General features: G+C 61.8%; 15 protein-coding genes and 1 pseudogene. 9 read left to right on the top strand and 7 right to left on the bottom strand.

What is annotated here, in order from left to right; all coding sequences use genetic code 11:
- Positions 1-9: 9 nt before the first annotated feature.
- The 3 genes from dgcA to ACTJK9_RS06670 all read right to left on the bottom strand — a co-directional run bounded on the left by dgcA (position 10) and on the right by ACTJK9_RS06670 (position 3,671).
- Positions 10-2,070 (bottom strand): dimethylglycine demethylation protein DgcA, encoded by a 2,061-nt coding sequence (gene dgcA, locus ACTJK9_RS06680; RefSeq protein WP_011336289.1) that lies wholly within the window; start codon positions 2,068-2,070, stop codon positions 10-12.
- A 15-nt stretch (positions 2,071-2,085) separates the two neighbouring features.
- The gene (locus ACTJK9_RS06675) at positions 2,086-2,616 is read right to left on the bottom strand and encodes a DUF5943 domain-containing protein (RefSeq protein WP_011336290.1); all 531 of its coding nucleotides are present in this window, start codon (positions 2,614-2,616) and stop codon (positions 2,086-2,088) included.
- Between the two features lie 77 nt (positions 2,617-2,693).
- Positions 2,694-3,671, bottom strand: a complete 978-nt coding sequence (locus ACTJK9_RS06670) for a dipeptidase (RefSeq protein WP_039768004.1) — start codon at positions 3,669-3,671, stop codon at positions 2,694-2,696.
- Between the two features lie 234 nt (positions 3,672-3,905).
- Between ACTJK9_RS06670 and ACTJK9_RS06665 the strand changes: the two genes are divergently transcribed.
- From ACTJK9_RS06665 to ACTJK9_RS06655, 3 genes and pseudogenes are all read left to right on the top strand, one after another.
- Positions 3,906-4,307 (top strand): lysozyme inhibitor LprI family protein, encoded by a 402-nt coding sequence (locus tag ACTJK9_RS06665; protein ID WP_064599962.1) that lies wholly within the window; start codon positions 3,906-3,908, stop codon positions 4,305-4,307.
- Between the two features lie 16 nt (positions 4,308-4,323).
- Positions 4,324-4,542, top strand: a pseudogene (locus ACTJK9_RS06660) (helix-turn-helix domain-containing protein); the annotation flags it as partial.
- Between the two features lie 32 nt (positions 4,543-4,574).
- Entirely contained in the window at positions 4,575-4,991 is a 417-nt protein-coding gene (locus tag ACTJK9_RS06655; RefSeq protein WP_085612989.1) for a DUF3010 family protein, read from the top strand.
- Here ACTJK9_RS06655 and ACTJK9_RS06650 read toward each other — a convergent pair whose 3' ends face one another.
- Positions 4,992-6,164 carry a hypothetical protein gene (locus ACTJK9_RS06650; protein ID WP_440812997.1) on the bottom strand — a complete coding sequence of 391 codons (1,173 nt, stop codon included), beginning with the start codon at positions 6,162-6,164 and terminating at the stop codon, positions 4,992-4,994. It lies immediately after the preceding gene.
- Positions 6,165-6,232: 68 nt separating this feature from the next.
- Positions 6,233-7,177, bottom strand: a complete 945-nt coding sequence (locus ACTJK9_RS06645) for a GlxA family transcriptional regulator (protein ID WP_011336294.1) — start codon at positions 7,175-7,177, stop codon at positions 6,233-6,235.
- A gap of 193 nt (positions 7,178-7,370) precedes the next feature.
- Between ACTJK9_RS06645 and ACTJK9_RS06640 the strand changes: the two genes are divergently transcribed.
- The 6 genes from ACTJK9_RS06640 (at position 7,371) to ACTJK9_RS06615 (ending at position 12,973) form a co-directional block, all read left to right on the top strand.
- Positions 7,371-8,315 (top strand): choline ABC transporter substrate-binding protein, encoded by a 945-nt coding sequence (locus tag ACTJK9_RS06640; protein ID WP_440812993.1) that lies wholly within the window; start codon positions 7,371-7,373, stop codon positions 8,313-8,315.
- Between the two features lie 75 nt (positions 8,316-8,390).
- Positions 8,391-9,278, top strand: a complete 888-nt coding sequence (locus ACTJK9_RS06635; protein WP_285354365.1) for a 3-keto-5-aminohexanoate cleavage protein — start codon at positions 8,391-8,393, stop codon at positions 9,276-9,278.
- 143 nt (positions 9,279-9,421) lie between these two features.
- Positions 9,422-10,387, top strand: a complete 966-nt coding sequence (locus tag ACTJK9_RS06630; protein WP_440812990.1) for an L-carnitine dehydrogenase — start codon at positions 9,422-9,424, stop codon at positions 10,385-10,387.
- A 257-nt stretch (positions 10,388-10,644) separates the two neighbouring features.
- Entirely contained in the window at positions 10,645-11,121 is a 477-nt protein-coding gene (locus ACTJK9_RS06625; RefSeq protein ID WP_440812987.1) for a thioesterase family protein, read from the top strand.
- Between the two features lie 23 nt (positions 11,122-11,144).
- Complete coding sequence (locus ACTJK9_RS06620; RefSeq protein WP_440812984.1) at positions 11,145-12,308, top strand: gamma-butyrobetaine dioxygenase; 1,164 nt, start codon at positions 11,145-11,147, stop codon at positions 12,306-12,308.
- A gap of 401 nt (positions 12,309-12,709) precedes the next feature.
- Positions 12,710-12,973 (top strand): hypothetical protein, encoded by a 264-nt coding sequence (locus ACTJK9_RS06615; RefSeq protein ID WP_039767996.1) that lies wholly within the window; start codon positions 12,710-12,712, stop codon positions 12,971-12,973.
- A gap of 87 nt (positions 12,974-13,060) precedes the next feature.
- On the opposite strand, the gene ACTJK9_RS06610 is transcribed toward ACTJK9_RS06615, so the two are convergent.
- Complete coding sequence (locus ACTJK9_RS06610; RefSeq protein WP_011336300.1) at positions 13,061-14,164, bottom strand: GlxA family transcriptional regulator; 1,104 nt, start codon at positions 14,162-14,164, stop codon at positions 13,061-13,063.
- A gap of 540 nt (positions 14,165-14,704) precedes the next feature.
- The gene (locus ACTJK9_RS06605; protein WP_007959754.1) at positions 14,705-16,081 is read right to left on the bottom strand and encodes an L-serine ammonia-lyase; all 1,377 of its coding nucleotides are present in this window, start codon (positions 16,079-16,081) and stop codon (positions 14,705-14,707) included.
- Between the last annotated feature and the right edge of the window lie 369 nt (positions 16,082-16,450).

The raw sequence follows: 16,450 nt of genomic DNA, 5'->3' as shown, positions 1-16,450 counted from the left end.
CATCAGCGTTTAGAAGTCTTTGCACAACCGCAGGGCGTCGTAGATCGCAGCATGGGTATTACGCTGCGCCACGCAGTCACCGATGCGGAACAGCAAGTAACCGTCGCCGGTGCTGCTCAACGAAGGTTGCGGCTGGATCGCGAACAGCGCCTCGACGTCGATCTGGCCCTTGTTGCGCGAGCCGTCCTTGAGGGCGTAGTAGATTTCCTCGTCCGGGCGCACGCCGTTCTCGACGACCACCTGATCCACCACCCGCTCCTCTTTGGCGCCGGTGTATTCGTTCTCCAGCACGGCGACGAGTTTGTCACCTTCGCGGTAGACCTTTTCCAGCATCATGTCGCCGGTCATGATCACTTCTTTCGGGTACATGCTGCGGTAGTAGGTCGGGAACGACGTACCACCGATGGCCACGCCCGGCTTGATGTCGTCGGTGACGATCTCGACCTGGCTGCCCTTGTCGGCGAGAAAGTCGGCCACCGACATCCCGGTGAACTCGCAAATGGTGTCGTAGACCAGCACGTTCTTGCCCGGCGCCACTTTGCCGTCGAGCACGTCCCAGCTGCTGACCACCAGCCCTTCGGCGGCGCCCCAGTGTTCGTTCTGTTCCAGGTACGGATGACCGCCGACAGCCAGCACCACGATGTCCGGACGCAGGTCCATGATGGTGTCGGCGTCCGCCGCAGTGCCCAGACGCAGGTCGACTTTCAGGCGTGCAAGTTCCAGCTGGAACCAGCGGGTGATACCGGCAATCTGGTCACGCTGCGGCGCTTTCGAGGCGGTGGTGATTTGCCCGCCGATGAATTCCTTCTTCTCGAACAGGGTCACATCGTGGCCACGCTCGGCCGCCACACGGGCAGCTTCCATCCCCGCCGGACCGGCACCGACGATCACCACCTTGCGTTTCGGCCCGGTGGATTTCTCGATGATGTGCGGCACGCCCATGTATTCACGGGAGGTCGCGGCGTTCTGGATGCACAGCACGTCCAGACCCTGGTACTGACGGTCGATGCAGTAGTTGGCGCCGACGCACTGTTTGATCTGGTCGATCTGGCCCATCTTGATCTTGGCGATCAGGTGCGGGTCGGCGATGTGGGCGCGGGTCATGCCGACCATGTCGACGTAACCGCCCTCGAGAATCCGCGTGGCCTGGTTCGGGTCCTTGATGTTCTGCGCGTGCAGGACCGGAACCTTGACCACTTCCTTGATCCCGGCCGCCAGGTGCAGGAACGGCTCCGGCGGATAACTCATGTTCGGAATCACGTTGGCCAGGGTGTTGTGGGTGTCGCAACCCGAGCCGACGACGCCGATGAAATCGAGCATGCCGGTGTCGTCGTAATACTTGGCGATCTGCTTCATGTCTTCGTGGGACAGACCGTCCGGGTGGAACTCGTCACCGCAGATTCGCATGCCGACGCAGAAATCGTCACCGACCTCGGCGCGTACGGCTTTCAGGACTTCCAGACCGAACTTCATCCGGCCCTCGAAAGTGCCGCCCCATTCGTCGGTCCGCTTGTTGACGCGCGGGCTCCAGAACTGGTCGATCATGTGCTGGTGCACGGCTGACAGTTCGACGCCGTCCAGGCCACCGGCCTTGGCGCGGCGCGCGGCTTGCGCGTAGTTGCCGATCACCCGCCAGATTTCTTCCGGCTCGATGGTCTTGCAGGTGGCGCGGTGCACCGGTTCGCGGATACCCGACGGCGACATCAGGGTCGGCCAGTGGAAACCGTCCCAACGGGAGCGACGGCCCATATGGGTAATCTGGATCATGATCTTGGCGCCATGCTTGTGCATGGCGTCGGCGAGATTCTGGAAGTGCGGGATGATCCGGTCGGTGGACAGGTTCACCGAACTCCACCATTGCTGCGGGCTGTCGATCGCCACCACGGACGAACCGCCACAGATCGCCAGGCCGATGCCGCCCTTGGCTTTCTCTTCGTAATACTTGACGTACCGCTCGGTGGTCATGCCGCCGTCGGTCGCGTAGACCTCGGCGTGCGCGGTGCTGAGCACGCGGTTGCGGATGGTCAGTTTGCCAATTTGAATTGGCTGGAACATTGCTTCGAAAGCCATGGCGGGTTCCTCGACTTACAACGGCTTGACGGTGAACAGGCCGTCGTCGTGGCCTTCTTCGGAGCCACCGTAAACCTGCTCGGCCACGGTGCGGATCTGGCTGCCGCGCGCGGCTAGGATCTGGTCCATGGCACCGGCAAACCAGCCAGTGAACATGTAGTCGACCTTGCGCCCGACCTTGCCGTAGACGTAGACGAATGCGGAGTGTTCGAGCTTGACGCTGGCGGTGCCTTTGTCGAGGTCGATGTCCTGGATCTTGAACAGGCCCCAGCCGCGCTGCGACAGGCGCTTCATGTAGTGCTCGAACACCGCGACGCCTTCCAGGCCGTGGCACTCGGCTTCTTTTTCACACCAGTGCCAGGCGGACTTGTAGCCAGCCTTGTAGAGGATTTCGGCATAGGCGTCAGCGCCCAGCACTTCCTCGATGCCCATGTGGTTGTTGACGAAGAAATGGCGCGGCACGTACAGCATCGGCAGGGCGTCGGAGGTCCAGACACCGGTCTCGCTGTCGACTTCGATTGGCAATTGCGGGGCGATCTTGGCCATGGAAACTTAACTCCAGAAAAATTTTGGTGTTGCCCCCGGCGCGGACGGCCGGGGGAAAGTATTCGGGAAGCGGCGGCTTATTCGCCCCAGACGTCTTTCAGGACGTTCACCCAGTTTTCGCCCATGATCTTGCGTACCACGCGCTCGGAGTGGCCGCGCTTGAGCAGGGTTTCGGTCAGGTTCGGGAACTCGCCGACGGTGCGGATGCCCAGCGGGTTGATGATCTTGCCGAAGTTGGTCAGACGGCGGGCGTAGCCCTTGTCGTGGGTCAGGTATTCGAAGAAGTCCTGGCCGTGACCCTGGGTGAAGTCGGTGCCGATGCCGATGGCGTCTTCGCCGACCAGGTTCATGGTGTATTCGATGGCTTCGGCGTAGTCGTCGATGGTCGAATCGATGCCCTTGGCCAGGAACGGCGCGAACATGGTCACGCCGACGAAACCGCCGTGGTCAGCAATAAACTTAAGCTCTTCATCGGATTTGTTGCGCGGGTGCTCTTTCAGCCCCGACGGCAGGCAGTGGGAATAGCAGACCGGTTTTTTCGATTCGAGGATGACTTCCTCGGAGGTCTTGGAGCCGACGTGGGACAGGTCGCACATGACACCGACACGGTTCATCTCGGCGACGATTTCGCGACCGAAACCCGACAGGCCGCCGTCACGTTCGTAGCAACCGGTGCCCACCAGATTCTGGGTGTTGTAGCACATCTGCACGATGCCGACGCCGAGCTGCTTGAACACCTCGACATAGCCGATCTGGTCTTCGAACGCGTGGGCGTTCTGGAAGCCGAAGAGGATGCCGGTCTTGCCCTGCTCCTTGGCCTTGCGGATGTCGGCGGTGGTGCGGACGGGGATCACCAGGTCGCTGTTTTCGCGAATCAGTTTCTGGCTGGCAGCGATGTTGTTGACCGTGGCCTGAAAGCCCTCCCACACCGACACAGTGCAGTTGGCCGCCGTCAGACCGCCCTTGCGCATGTCTTCGAACAGCTCGCGGTTCCATTTGGCAATGATCAGACCGTCGATAACGATGCTGTCGGCGTGTAATTCGGCTGGGCTCATCAGGCGTCCCCTTATTGGCGATTCATGCGCCGAATCGTCTGCCGGCGCTTTGGGGCCAGCATATGCCTCGGTGCGCGACCAGCCGGGTGCAAAAACGACAGGGGAATTGCCGAAAGCGTCAATCCGCGACAAAGGGTCGCCAACCGGTCCGACCGGCCACCTGTTCAAGCCCGCGAGCTTGAGCCAGAATCTGCCGCATCCCGGAAACACCACTGGATTAGAGCGGCGACATCAATGAAATCGATCTTCCTGGCCCTGGCCCTGATTGCGACCGGCGTACACGCCGCCGAAGAGTCCGACAACAACCCGTGCGACGCGGTGGAAAACGACATCCAGACCCTGGAATGCTCGGCCTACAGCCGCACCACCGCCGAAGACCTGCTCAAGGACAACTACGCCAGCCTCAACGAGCGCATGCAGACCGCCTACGGCAAGAACCCGGCACAACTGGCCGACATCACCGCCAAACTCAAGACCGCCCAGCAACAATGGCTCAAGACCCGCGACGCCGACTGCGCCGTCGAAGCCTTCCCGGCGACGGACGGCAGCAAGGCGTTCAAGATTGCGCAGAATGATTGCGTGGCGCGGATGAGTGACGAGCGGTCGGAGTTTTTGGAGTCGATTGGGCAGGAGTGAGTCGAAGATGGAAAGCATGATTCCCCACGAAGTCGTTAGCCGCATCGTTGACGGCGCCCTCCCGGTTCGCGCTTGGCGCGAACATCTCAACCTGACTCAGGAAGAAGTGGCGAAACGCATGGGTATTTCGCAGCCAGCCTTTGCCCAACAGGAAACCGTTGCAAAGCCGCGCAAGGCCACTCGCGAGAAGATTGCAGCGGCGTTTGGTATCACCGCCAACCAGCTTGAGCTGTAAGCTGCACCTCTTCAGCCAATCAAGGGATTCACATGAATATCTGCGGTATCGAAATCAAAGGCAGTGAAGCGATCATCGCCGTGGCGTCCCTCGATGGTTCGGGGCTGAGCCATGTGGCTCTGAGCATCAAGAAAATCGCCCTGGACGATGACGACGAGGCGGCCAACGTGAAGCTGTTCGCCGCTCAAGTGGCGTCGTTCGTGCGCGAGAACTCCATCGATCGCATCGCGATCAAGAAGCGCAGCAAGAAGGGCGAGTTTGCCGGTGGGCCGACCACGTTCAAGATCGAGGGTGTGTTTCAGTTGCTGGACGGTTGCGAGGTGACGCTGCTGTCGCCGCAGACGATCAATGCGCAGGCCAAGAAGCACAACTTTGAGCTGCCGGGCACGCTGAACAAGTATCAGCATGAAGCCTACAAGGCAGCGTGTTCGGCTTTGGTGAAGAAGTAACTAGCGCGCTTTACGTGCGCTCAGCCAGTCGCCGAAGGACTTGTCTTCCAGCGCATAACCACCACGGCTCGACTTCCACACCAGTTCCTTGTCGCGCAGGGCATCGATGCAGGCCTGAATGGTCTGGGTGCCCGGCACCACGTCGCTGCCCATGTTTTCCAGTGCCTTGCCGACTGCCATGAGTGTGCTGTCGGTGAAAGGGGCAAAAGGCTCGTTGTTCTGTGAGCGCTCCACCATCACCTCCAGCACGGCGCGCTGAGGGATGGTAAGAGCGTTCCAGGCGCTCTCGAACTCGGTCCACACGCCGGCGCGCAACAATTCGGCGCGGCTCTGCAGCAATTGGCCCAGATTGCTGGCCTCGCCCAGCTCCAGCGCGACTTCGCCGATGATGGTGCGCAACATTTCCGGGCGCCGCCCCACCAATTCAAAGGCATCGTCGATATCGGCCGCACTGAACTGGTTGGTCTCGGCCAGATGGGCGTTGAGGTGCGAGGTGTACGCCTGGGTGAACTCTTTCCCCAGCAACGGAAAGGGCGTGATGCTCGAGCCGAAAAACGGTTGGCTTTTGCCCAGTACCAGGTGGGCGAGTTTGTCGCGATTGGAACCGGTGAACACCAGATGCAAACCGCTGCCCTCGCCTTCACGTCCCTGATTGAGCTGGTCCCGTGCGGCCTTCAGGGCAAACATTGCGTTAATGCCTGCGGCGGTGGTGAGCGCGTGCTGGGCCTCGTCGATCACCAGCACTACGGATTTTTCGGCGGCGCTGTGGAGCAGTTCCAGCGCTTGAGTCAGGGTCGCGCCCGCCGGCAGTTGCGGCTTGGTGAAATCCCAGGACAAGGTGCGCAGGAAGCTGAGTTTTTCGATGCCGATATTCTTCGCCAGTTTGCGGATGCCCTTTTCAAAGGGGACCAACGCACCTGCAATGGCACTGGCGATCAAGTCTGCAGGGTCTTTTTCCTTGTCGGCCCACAGGTCGACGTAAACCGTCAGCCAGCCTCGGGCCTGGCATTCCGGGATCAGGTCCTCGCGCAGAAAGGTACTTTTGCCTGTGCGACGCGGCGCTGCCAGAAACAGGCCGGAGGTGAAATCCTGCAGGCCCGCACCCACCAGACCATCAGCAACGCTGCGGGCCAGAGCGGGGCGGCGGAAAACGAAGCCGTTGTTTCGGGACATGGTTTTACACTCAATTATTCAAACGACTGTAATTTATACCTTAAAGTATAATTAACTATAATCGTCCGTCAAACGGCCTCCCGTCGCCGATCCTCCCGCGGACACCGGGCAAACTTCGCCCGGTAGCTGCGGGTGAAATACGACGGGGATTCAAACCCGCAGGCGATGCTGACTTCCAGCACGCTCATGTCGGTCTGGCGCAACAGCTGCCGGGCCTTTTCCAGCCTTAAGCGCAGATAGAAATTGCTCGGTGTGTCGTTCAGGTGCAGACGGAACAACCGCTCCAGTTGCCGCCTTGTCACCTTGATCGATTCCGCCAGTTCCAGCGTGGTCAGCGGCGGTTCGCTGTGCTGCTCCATCTCGCCGATCACATGCACCAGCTTCTTGTTGCTGATGCCGTAGCGCGTGGCGACCTCCATGCGCTGGTGGTCCTTGCGCGGACGAATCCGCCCCAATACAAACTGCTCGCTGACCTGGATCGCCAGTTGCGGGCCGTGGGCCTGGGCGATCAGGTCGAGCATCAGGTCGATGGACGCGGTGCCGCCGGCCGACGTGATGCGCCGACGGTCGATCTCGAACAGCTCCTGGGTGACGCTGAGCTGTGGATAAGATTCCTTGAAGGCGTCGATGGCCTCCCAGTGCAGAGTCAGGCGATGACCATCGAGCAGGCCCGCCTCGGCAAGGACGAAGCTGCCGGTGTCGATGGCGCCGAGGGTCACGCCTTCGTTGTCCAGCCGTCGCAGCCAGTGCTCCAGCGCCGGGGTGGCGAACTTCAGCGGTTCGAACCCGGCGACCACCAGCAGCGTCGCCCCTTTCTTCAGCGGCTCCAGCGCCGCATCGGCGTTGACCGACATCCCGTTGCTCGCCAGCACCGCCCCGCCATCGGCGCTCAACACGTGCCAGCGGTACAGCTCGCCGCGAAAGCGGTTAGCCACCCGCAGCGGTTCGATCGCAGAGATGAACCCGATGGCGGAAAAACCCGGCATCAACAGAAAGTAGAAATCCTGGGACATGGCGCGCACTCGGTCAGCGGGTAGCGTGCAACGTTGATACGCCAGTTGTCGGCGGCATTCAAGAGCACAGGTCGCTGCAGTGCAAGAGCTGGTCGCCGCAGTGCGCTTTTACGGGGACGTTGCTGCGTAATTTGAGCATCACCGGAGCATCAGACACCGGAACCCACAATAACGACCTGCCGAGGAACCCGACATGAAACGACTGATCAGCAGCTGTGTTCTCGCACTCAGCGGTACCGCGTTTTTAAGCGCCAGTGTCATGGCGGCCGATTCCGCATCGTGTCAGAACGTGCGCATGGGCGTGGTGAACTGGACCGACGTGATCGCCACCAGCGCCATGGCCCAGGTTCTGCTCGACGGCCTCGGCTACAGCACCAAACAGACCAGCGCCTCCCAGCAGATCGTCTTCGCCGGCATCCGCGACCAGCGTCTGGACCTGTTCCTCGGCTACTGGAACCCGCTGATGACCCAGACCATCACCCCGTTCGTCGAGGCCAACCAGGTCAAGGTGCTTGAAGCGCCGAGCCTCAAGGACGCCCGCGCCACCCTCGCCGTGCCGACCTATCTGGCGGACAAGGGCCTGAAAACCTTCGCCGACATCGCCAAGTTCGAGAAAGAGCTGGGCGGCAAGATCTACGGCATCGAGCCTGGCTCGGGCGCCAACACCCAGATCAAGGCGATGATCGCCAAGAACCAGTTCGGCCTCGGCAAGTTCCAGCTCGTGGAGTCGAGCGAGGCCGGCATGCTCGCCGCCGTCGATCGCGCCGTGCGCCGCAAGGAAGCCGTGGTGTTCTTCGGATGGGCGCCGCACCCGATGAACGTCAACGTGCAGATGACCTATCTGACCGGCAGCGACGACGCCCTCGGCCCGAACGAAGGCATGGCCACCGTGTGGACCGTCACCGCGCCGAAATACGCCGAACAATGCCCGAACGTCAGCCGCCTGCTGAGCAACCTGACGTTCACCGCCGAAGACGAGAGCCGGATGATGCAGCCGCTGCTCGATCACAAGGACGCTTTCGAATCAGCCAGGCAGTGGCTCAAGGATCACCCGCAGGACAAACAGCGCTGGCTCGAAGGCGTTACCACTTTCGATGGCAAACCGGCGGCTGAAAACCTCCAGCTCACCAGCAAATAAACCGCAACGAATGAACCACTTCGCAGCCCGCCACGGGCTGCGAACAGACCCATCACGCCTGAAGGAAAACGCACCATGAATCACGACGTCATCATCACCTGCGCACTCACCGGTGCTGGCGACACGACCGCCAAAAGCCCACACGTGCCGGTCACTCCAAAACAGATCGCCGCAGCCGCAGTAGAAGCGGCCAAGGCCGGCGCCACGGTCGTGCACTGCCACGTCCGTGACCCGCAGACCGGCAAGTTCAGCCGTGACGTGGCGCTGTACCGCGAAGTCATGGAGCGCATCCGCGAAGCCGACGTCGACATCATCGTCAACCTCACCGCCGGCATGGGCGGTGACCTGGAAATCGGCCCTGGCGAGAGCCCGATGGAGTTCGGTCCGAATACCGATCTGGTCGGCCCGCTGACCCGTCTGGCCCACGTCGAAGAACTGCTGCCGGAAATCTGCACCCTGGATTGCGGCACCCTGAACTTCGGCGACGGCGACACCATTTACGTCTCCACCCCGGCCCAACTGCGGGCTGGCGCCAAACGCATCACCGAACTGGGCGTTAAAGCGGAGCTGGAGATTTTCGACACCGGTCACCTGTGGTTCGCCAAACAGATGATCAAGGAAGGCCTGCTCGACAACCCGCTGTTCCAGCTGTGCCTGGGCATCCCGTGGGGCGCGCCGGCCGACACCACCACCATGAAAGCCATGGTCGACAACCTGCCCGCCGACGCGGTGTGGGCCGGGTTCGGCATCGGCCGGATGCAGATGCCGATGGCGGCGCAAGCGGTACTGCTCGGCGGCAACGTGCGGGTCGGCCTGGAAGACAACCTGTGGCTGGACAAAGGCGTGCTGGCGACCAACGGCCAACTGGTCGAACGTGCCAGCGAGATCCTCAGCCGCCTCGGCGCACGTGTGCTGACCCCGGCTGAAGGTCGCAAGAAGATGGGCCTGACCCAGCGCGGCTGATTCGAATTCACCTCTGACCCTGTGGGAGCAGGCTTGCTCGCGAAGAGGCTGGTACATCCGAAGCATCTTCATCAGCAGTGCCGCCGCATTCGCGAGCAAGCCCGCTCCCACAGGGAATCACCGAATTTTCCTAGGAAATCACCATGAGCTTTATCACCGAAATCAAAACTTTCGCAGCACTGGGCAGCGGCGTCATCGGCAGCGGCTGGGTCGCCCGCGCCCTCGCCCACGGCCTCGACGTGGTGGCCTGGGATCCGGCGCCGGGTGCCGAAGCGGCGCTGCGCAAACGCGTGGCCAATGCCTGGGGCGCGCTGGAGAAAAACGGTCTGGCGCCGGGCGCGTCGCAGGATCGCCTACGCTTTGTGGCGACCATTGAAGAGTGCGTGCGCGATGCGGATTTCATCCAGGAAAGCGCCCCGGAACGCCTCGAACTGAAACTGGATCTGCACAGCAAAATCAGCGCGGTGGCCAAGCCGAATGCGTTGATCGGTTCCAGCACTTCCGGCCTGTTGCCAAGCGAGTTCTACGAGAGCTCGACCCACCCGGAACGCTGCGTGGTCGGTCACCCGTTCAACCCGGTTTACCTGCTGCCGCTGGTGGAAGTCGTCGGCGGCAAGAACACCGCGCCGGAAGCCGTGCAGGCCGCGATGAAAGTCTACGAATCCCTCGGCATGCGCCCGCTGCATGTGCGCAAGGAAGTCCCGGGCTTCATCGCCGACCGCCTGCTCGAAGCGCTGTGGCGCGAGGCGCTGCATCTGGTCAACGACGGGGTGGCAACCACCGGTGAAATCGACGACGCGATCCGCTTTGGCGCCGGTCTGCGCTGGTCGTTCATGGGCACGTTCTTGACCTACACCCTGGCCGGTGGCGATGCCGGTATGCGCCACTTCATGTCGCAGTTCGGCCCGGCGTTGCAGTTGCCGTGGACATACCTGCCGGCACCGGAACTGACCGACAAGTTGATCGACGATGTGGTGGACGGCACCAGCGATCAGTTGGGCCGGCACAGTATTTCGGCGCTGGAGCGCTATCGTGATGATTGCCTGCTGGCGGTGCTTGAGGCGGTGAAGACCACCAAAGAGAAGCATGGGATGAGTTTCAGCGAGTGATGTGTCTGGCTTGAAACCGCAGCCCTCACCCTAACCCTCCCGAAACGTCGGACCGCCCAAGGGGAGAGGGGGACTGACCGCAGTGAATGTACGAGCTACACCGACCTGAAAGTCCCGAGTCGAACTCAGCTCTCGAAAAGCTTGAAGATCGGCTCCCTTTCCCCCTCGCCCCCTTGGGGGCGGTCCGACGTTTCGGGGGGGCTGGGGTGAGGGGGTAAATCTCACAACCACCAAACATCCAACTGCTGGAATCCGATATGCCCTCTCTAACCACCTACCAAACCAAAATAATCCCCGACTGGGTCGACTACAACGGCCACCTGCGCGACGCCTTCTACCTGCTGATTTTCAGCTACGCCACCGACGCCCTGATGGATCGCCTGGGCATGGACAGCAACAACCGCGAAGCCAGCGGCCACTCGCTGTTCACCCTCGAGCTGCACCTCAACTACCTGCACGAAGTGAAGCTCGACGTCGAAGTCGAAGTGCGCACGCAGATCATCGGCCACGACCAGAAACGCCTGCACCTCTATCACAGCCTGCACCTGGCCGGCGGTGACAAGGAGCTGGCCGGCAACGAACAGATGCTGCTGCACGTCGACCTGGCCGGGCCGCGTTCCGCGCCGTTTACCCCGGACACCCTGGGCCGCCTGCAAGCCATCGTCGCCGAGCAGGCCGATCTGCCCACTCCCGCTTACATCGGCCGGGTCATCGCCCTGCCCCCAGGCCGGTAAACCATCCATCACAAGGAGCCGCCATGCAAACCGCCGTTGCCGTTGCCGATTTCCGTACTTATCCGTTGATCAGCGCGCTGAACGGCGTGCAGAACCTGGCGGATCGCGTCCTGATTGAATGGGCCGACGGGCGCGTCAGCCCCTTCCACCACGTGTGGCTGCGGGACAACTGTCCGTGTCCGCACTGCGTCTACAGCGTCACCCGTGAGCAGGTGTTCGAGATCATCGATGCGGCTCCCGACCTGACGCCATCCGCGGTGCACATCGACACCGATGGCTGCCTGCGTATCGACTGGCAGGACGGCCACCTCAGCCGCTTCGATGCCGGCTGGTTGCGCGCCCACGCCTACGATGATGAATCGCGCACCGAACGCCTCGCCTCCAGGCCGAAACCCTTCCTGTGGCGCAGTGATTTGCAGTTGCCGGTGTTCGACTATGCGGCGCTGATGAACGACAACGCCGCACTGCTGCAATGGTTGCTGGCGGTACGCGACATCGGCCTGACCCAAGTGCGAGGCGTACCCACCGAACCCGGTTCGCTGAAGCTGATCGCCCAGCGCATTTCGTTCATCCGCGAGAGCAACTTCGGCGTGCTGTTCAACGTGCAATCCAAGGCCGACGCCGACAGCAACGCCTACACCGCTTTCAACCTGCCATTACACACCGACCTGCCGACCCGCGAGCTGCAACCGGGCCTGCAATTTCTGCATTGCCTGGTGAACGACGCCGAGGGTGGCGAGAGCATTTTCGTCGACGGTTTTGCGATTGCCGAAGCCTTGCGTCAGGAAGACCCCGCGTCGTTTCAGGCGCTGTGCGAGATCCCGGTGGAGTTTCGCAACAAGGACCGCCACAGCGACTATCGCTGCCTCGCACCGATCATCGCCCTGGATGCGTTGGGCCGGGTCGCGGAAATCCGCATGGCCAACTTTTTGCGCGGGGCGTTCGACACGTCCGTGGAGCAGATGCCCCTGCTGTATCGCGCTTATCGGCGCTTCATCGCCATGACCCGCGAGCCACGCTTTCGGGTGATGCAGCGGCTCAATCCGGGCGAGCTGTGGTGCTTCGACAACGGCCGCACCCTGCACGCGCGCAATGCGTTCGACCCGGCCACCGGGGCCCGGCATTTTCAGGGCTGCTACATCGATCGGGATGAGTTGCTGTCGCGGATTCTGGTGTTGCAACGCTAGACCGCGTCAGCCTTATTCGCGAGCAAGCCCGCTCCCACATTTCACCGCGTTCCCATGAATGAACGCGGTCACCTGTGGGAGCGGGCTTGCTCCGGGCGGCGTTCCGACGAAAGCGTCAGATCCGGCAACACACCTCTCCCGGATTCGCAGGCAAAAAAATCCCCGATACAAGCCGTGACAGGATCGGGGCGAGGGTACTGTTGAGGAGCTGCCGTGGCGAGGGTGACCAAACCTTCGTGAAGCGAGCTGAGGCCAGTGTGCCCACTCCCCTTGACGGCGAGTTAGCCGAAAACGACCTGTTCATAGCCGTCGCGGCCACTGCGACAAATCGCCCTTGCCGTGCCTGGGCAGGCCTACCAGAATCGAGCCACGACCTCCGTTGCCGAAGAAGGATTCGCGTCATGATGTATGCCGATTTGATCGATCAGGAAGACCTGTTGGGCCAACTCAAGTCGTTGGGTTTTCAAGTGCCGAGCGGTTCAACTGCCGAGCAGGCCTGTGAGTATGCGGTGCGCGGTCTGGATAACGTTCGCGCCTTTGAACTGCGCAAGATGGTCAAGGACATGTACACCAGCGGCGCCAGCATCCAGCCTGCAGTGCGTCAGGCCATCGACAAACAATTGTTGCCGGCATTGGCGCAATACCAACAAACCCATAGCGCCTGAAAAATTCATTCGCGAGCAGGCTCGCTCCCACATTGGAATGCATTCCCGTGTGGGAGCGAGCCTGCTCGCGAAAAACGATGACCCGGTCTACAGCCTTACACTGGCGAATGTGGATTCGTTGCGTGCCTGACTCAGCGCCGACATCGGCCCGGACAGCGGCGACATCACGATGGCCTGCGGCAGCGGCATCATCGCCACCTGCTGGGTGGTGTTGGAGCCGACGCGCTCGTCACGCGGCGGAATGCCGAAGTATTCGCGGTAGCACTTGGAGAAGTGCGGCGTCGACACAAACCCGCAGACCGACGCCACTTCGATGATCGACATCGGCGTCTGCTTGAGCAGTTGCCGCGCGCGGATCAGGCGCAGCTTGAGGTAGTAGCGCGACGGCGAGCAGTGCAGGTATTTCTGGAACAGACGCTCGAGCTGGCGACGGGACACGGCGACGTACACCGCCAGTTCGTCAAGGTCGATCGGCTCTTCCAGGTTGGCTTCCATCAGCGCGACGATTTCCTGCAGTTTCGGCTGGTTGGTGCCGAGCATGTGCTTGAGCGGCACACGCTGGTGATCCTGCTCGTTGCGGATGCGCTCGTAGACGAACATCTCGGAGATCGCGGCTGACAGTTCACGACCGTGATCGCGGCTGATCAGGTGCAGCATCATGTCCAGCGGCGCGGTGCCGCCGGAGCTGGTGAAACGGTTGCGGTCGAGGGTGAACAGACGGGTGCTCATCGCAACGCGCGGGAAAGCTTCCTGCATCGCCGCCAGACATTCCCAGTGCACGCTGCAATCGAAACCGTCGAGCAGGCCGGCGCAAGCCAGGGCCCAACTGCCGGTGCACACGGCACCGAGGCGGCGGGACTGGCGCGCCTGGCTTTGCAGCCACGACACGTGTTCACGGGTAACGGTGCGTTGAATGCCGATCCCGCCGCACACGATGACGGTGTCGAGGGCCGGGGCTTTGTGCATGGAAGCGTCGGGGGTGATCTGCAGACCGTCACTGGCCCAGACCTGGCCGCCGTCGACGGTGAGGGTGGTCCAGCGATACAGCTCGCGACCGGACAACTGGTTGGCCATGCGCAGCGGTTCGACTGCGGAAGCCAGGGAAATCAGCGTGAAATTGTCCAGCAGCAGAAAGCCGATGGATTGAGGCGCACGGTTCTGGGGTTGAGCCCCGGAGTTGAACGACGTCATCGCGGTATCTCCTCACACAAAGCGGGTGATGGCCTCAGGCGGAGGCTCTTGTTATTGCCATCGTTCTCTTGCGTGAGACGGGCTTTGTTATGACAGAGCAATTGCCATGCCTAAAATTGAATGGCTGTTCAATAACTCCTGAAAACGACGTCGCGACGCGTCTATACAAGCGCTCCGCCGGAGGGTAATTCGAAGTGCCATCAGCGGCCGCGAAAGCCCTGTCCCGGAGCGTGTGAGCAAATCGGTAGCACTTGTGGGAACTGGCCTGCGCGCGATTGTCCTACAGTGTCACCGCAGGCACGGGTGACGGACGGTAGCGCCTGCGAATCAGGCGCTGGAGGCAGGAAAGACTCTTATCCGATAGCGACGCGCCAAAAGGTGGCGCGTTTTGATTCCGGTGTGCACTTAACGCGCAGTTTTGACTGGTCCGGCTTCATCGCTGGCAAGCCAGCTCCCACAATTGAGCGGGTTCCTCTGCCGGAATGCGATCGAATGTGGGAGCGGGCTTGCTCGCGAAGGCCACACCTCGGATTTACTGACTCAACATTCAACCGCGCTGACCGCCAACCCGCCCCGCGAAGTCTCTTTATATTTGTCATGCATATCCGCGCCGGTATCGCGCATGGTCCGGATCACCCGGTCCAGCGAGATGAAGTGCTGACCGTCCCCGCGCAAGGCCATCTGCGCGGCATTGATCGCCTTCACCGCCGCAATCGCATTGCGCTCGATGCACGGCACTTGCACCAGGCCGCCCACCGGATCGCAGGTCAGACCCAGGTTGTGTTCCAGGCCGATTTCCGCCGCGTTGCACAATTGCTCCGGACTTGCGCCGAGAATTTCCGCCAGCCCTGCCGCCGCCATCGCACAGGCCGATCCAACCTCTCCCTGGCAACCCACTTCAGCACCGGAGATCGAGGCGTTCTTCTTGCACAGAATCCCCACCGCCGCCGCCCCGAGGAAGTAATCGACCACGTTGGCGTCGGTCACCGCCTCGCTGAATTTCATGAAGTAGTGCAGCACCGCCGGAATGATCCCCGCCGCGCCGTTGGTGGGTGCCGTGACCATGCGCCCGCCGGCGGCGTTTTCCTCGTTCACCGCCAGGGCGAACAGGTTGACCCACTCCATCGCGCTGAGGGTCGAGCCGATCACGTTGGGCTTGTTCAATTCCTGAAGACTGCGGTGCAACTTCGCCGCGCGGCGGCGCACGTTGAGGCCGCCCGGCAGGATGCCTTCGTGCTTGAGGCCCTGCTCGACGCAATCCTGCATCGCCCGCCAGAGCTTCATCAGGCCGGCGCGGATTTCTTCTTCGCTGCGCCAGACCTTCTCGTTGGCCATCATCAATTCGGCCACGCGCAGGTTATGGGTCTTGCACAGCTCCAGCAGCTCCACCGCGCTGGAAAAGTCGTAAGGCAACTCGGTGCGATCCAGATCCACCACGCCGCTGGAGGCCTGCGCCTCGTCCACCACAAAACCGCCGCCGACCGAATAGTAGGTGTCGCGATGCAACTCGCCGTGATCGCCTTCGGCAACCAGGGTCATGGCGTTGGGATGGAACGGCAGGTTCTCGTCGATCAGGCGCATGTCCCGGCCCCATATAAAGGGCACCGACAAACGACCGTCGAGCAACAGCGTATGGGTTTCACGCAAGGCCTGGATCCGCGGGCCGATCTGCGACGGGTCGATCGCGTCCGGCCACTCGCCCATCAGGCCCATGATCACCGCGTTGTCGCTGCCGTGACCGACACCGGTGGCCGACAGCGAACCGAACAGCTGCACCTCGATGCGACGCACCTGCTCCAGCAAATGTTTGTCGCGCAATGACTCGACGAACAGGGCGGCGGCGCGCATGGGCCCGACGGTGTGGGAACTGGAAGGGCCAATGCCGATTTTGAACAGGTCGAAAACGCTGATAGCCATTGCTGCAGAGCTCCTGAAAGTGCCGGTCCGGGGCGTGAAGCGCCCGCTGGCGGAGCTGCTACGCTCAAGCTGCGATCCGCCGGAATGCCCGCATCATCGGGCTTTTCCCCGGTCGCTCGGCGTCTGACACCGACGCACTCATGCCCACTAACGCCGTGCCGGTTTCAGCCCGTGTTTTCGCCGTTTTTATGCGGTTCAGATGGCCAGAAAGGGCAGAAAAAAGCTGTAAACGACGTCACTGACACTGGATGCGACCATCCCTGTACTGGATACGACGCACCCTGTAGGCGTCAGATTTTCACTGGTACATGATCGTATCGACTCGATTGCAAGGCGCTGCGGTAGAGCTGTCTCCAGAACGCCATCCAA

Source organism: Pseudomonas sp. 22082 (assembly GCF_052046055.1).
Classification (GTDB): domain Bacteria; phylum Pseudomonadota; class Gammaproteobacteria; order Pseudomonadales; family Pseudomonadaceae; genus Aquipseudomonas; species Aquipseudomonas pharyngis.
This window is presented reverse-complemented; position numbering and strand designations above follow the sequence as displayed.

Excerpts from the sequence above, each read along its gene's own strand:
- dgcA (WP_011336289.1), bottom strand. The coding sequence starts at position 2,070 with ATGGCTTTCGAAGCAATGTTCCAGCCAATTCAAATTGGCAAACTGACC.
- ACTJK9_RS06675 (WP_011336290.1), bottom strand. The coding sequence starts at position 2,616 with ATGGCCAAGATCGCCCCGCAATTGCCAATCGAAGTCGACAGCGAGACC.
- ACTJK9_RS06670 (WP_039768004.1), bottom strand. The coding sequence starts at position 3,671 with ATGAGCCCAGCCGAATTACACGCCGACAGCATCGTTATCGACGGTCTG.
- ACTJK9_RS06665 (WP_064599962.1), top strand. The coding sequence starts at position 3,906 with ATGAAATCGATCTTCCTGGCCCTGGCCCTGATTGCGACCGGCGTACAC.
- ACTJK9_RS06655 (WP_085612989.1), top strand. The coding sequence starts at position 4,575 with ATGAATATCTGCGGTATCGAAATCAAAGGCAGTGAAGCGATCATCGCC.
- ACTJK9_RS06650 (WP_440812997.1), bottom strand. The coding sequence starts at position 6,164 with ATGTCCCGAAACAACGGCTTCGTTTTCCGCCGCCCCGCTCTGGCCCGC.
- ACTJK9_RS06645 (WP_011336294.1), bottom strand. The coding sequence starts at position 7,177 with ATGTCCCAGGATTTCTACTTTCTGTTGATGCCGGGTTTTTCCGCCATC.
- ACTJK9_RS06640 (WP_440812993.1), top strand. The coding sequence starts at position 7,371 with ATGAAACGACTGATCAGCAGCTGTGTTCTCGCACTCAGCGGTACCGCG.
- ACTJK9_RS06635 (WP_285354365.1), top strand. The coding sequence starts at position 8,391 with ATGAATCACGACGTCATCATCACCTGCGCACTCACCGGTGCTGGCGAC.
- ACTJK9_RS06630 (WP_440812990.1), top strand. The coding sequence starts at position 9,422 with ATGAGCTTTATCACCGAAATCAAAACTTTCGCAGCACTGGGCAGCGGC.
- ACTJK9_RS06625 (WP_440812987.1), top strand. The coding sequence starts at position 10,645 with ATGCCCTCTCTAACCACCTACCAAACCAAAATAATCCCCGACTGGGTC.
- ACTJK9_RS06620 (WP_440812984.1), top strand. The coding sequence starts at position 11,145 with ATGCAAACCGCCGTTGCCGTTGCCGATTTCCGTACTTATCCGTTGATC.
- ACTJK9_RS06615 (WP_039767996.1), top strand. The coding sequence starts at position 12,710 with ATGATGTATGCCGATTTGATCGATCAGGAAGACCTGTTGGGCCAACTC.
- ACTJK9_RS06610 (WP_011336300.1), bottom strand. The coding sequence starts at position 14,164 with ATGACGTCGTTCAACTCCGGGGCTCAACCCCAGAACCGTGCGCCTCAA.
- ACTJK9_RS06605 (WP_007959754.1), bottom strand. The coding sequence starts at position 16,081 with ATGGCTATCAGCGTTTTCGACCTGTTCAAAATCGGCATTGGCCCTTCC.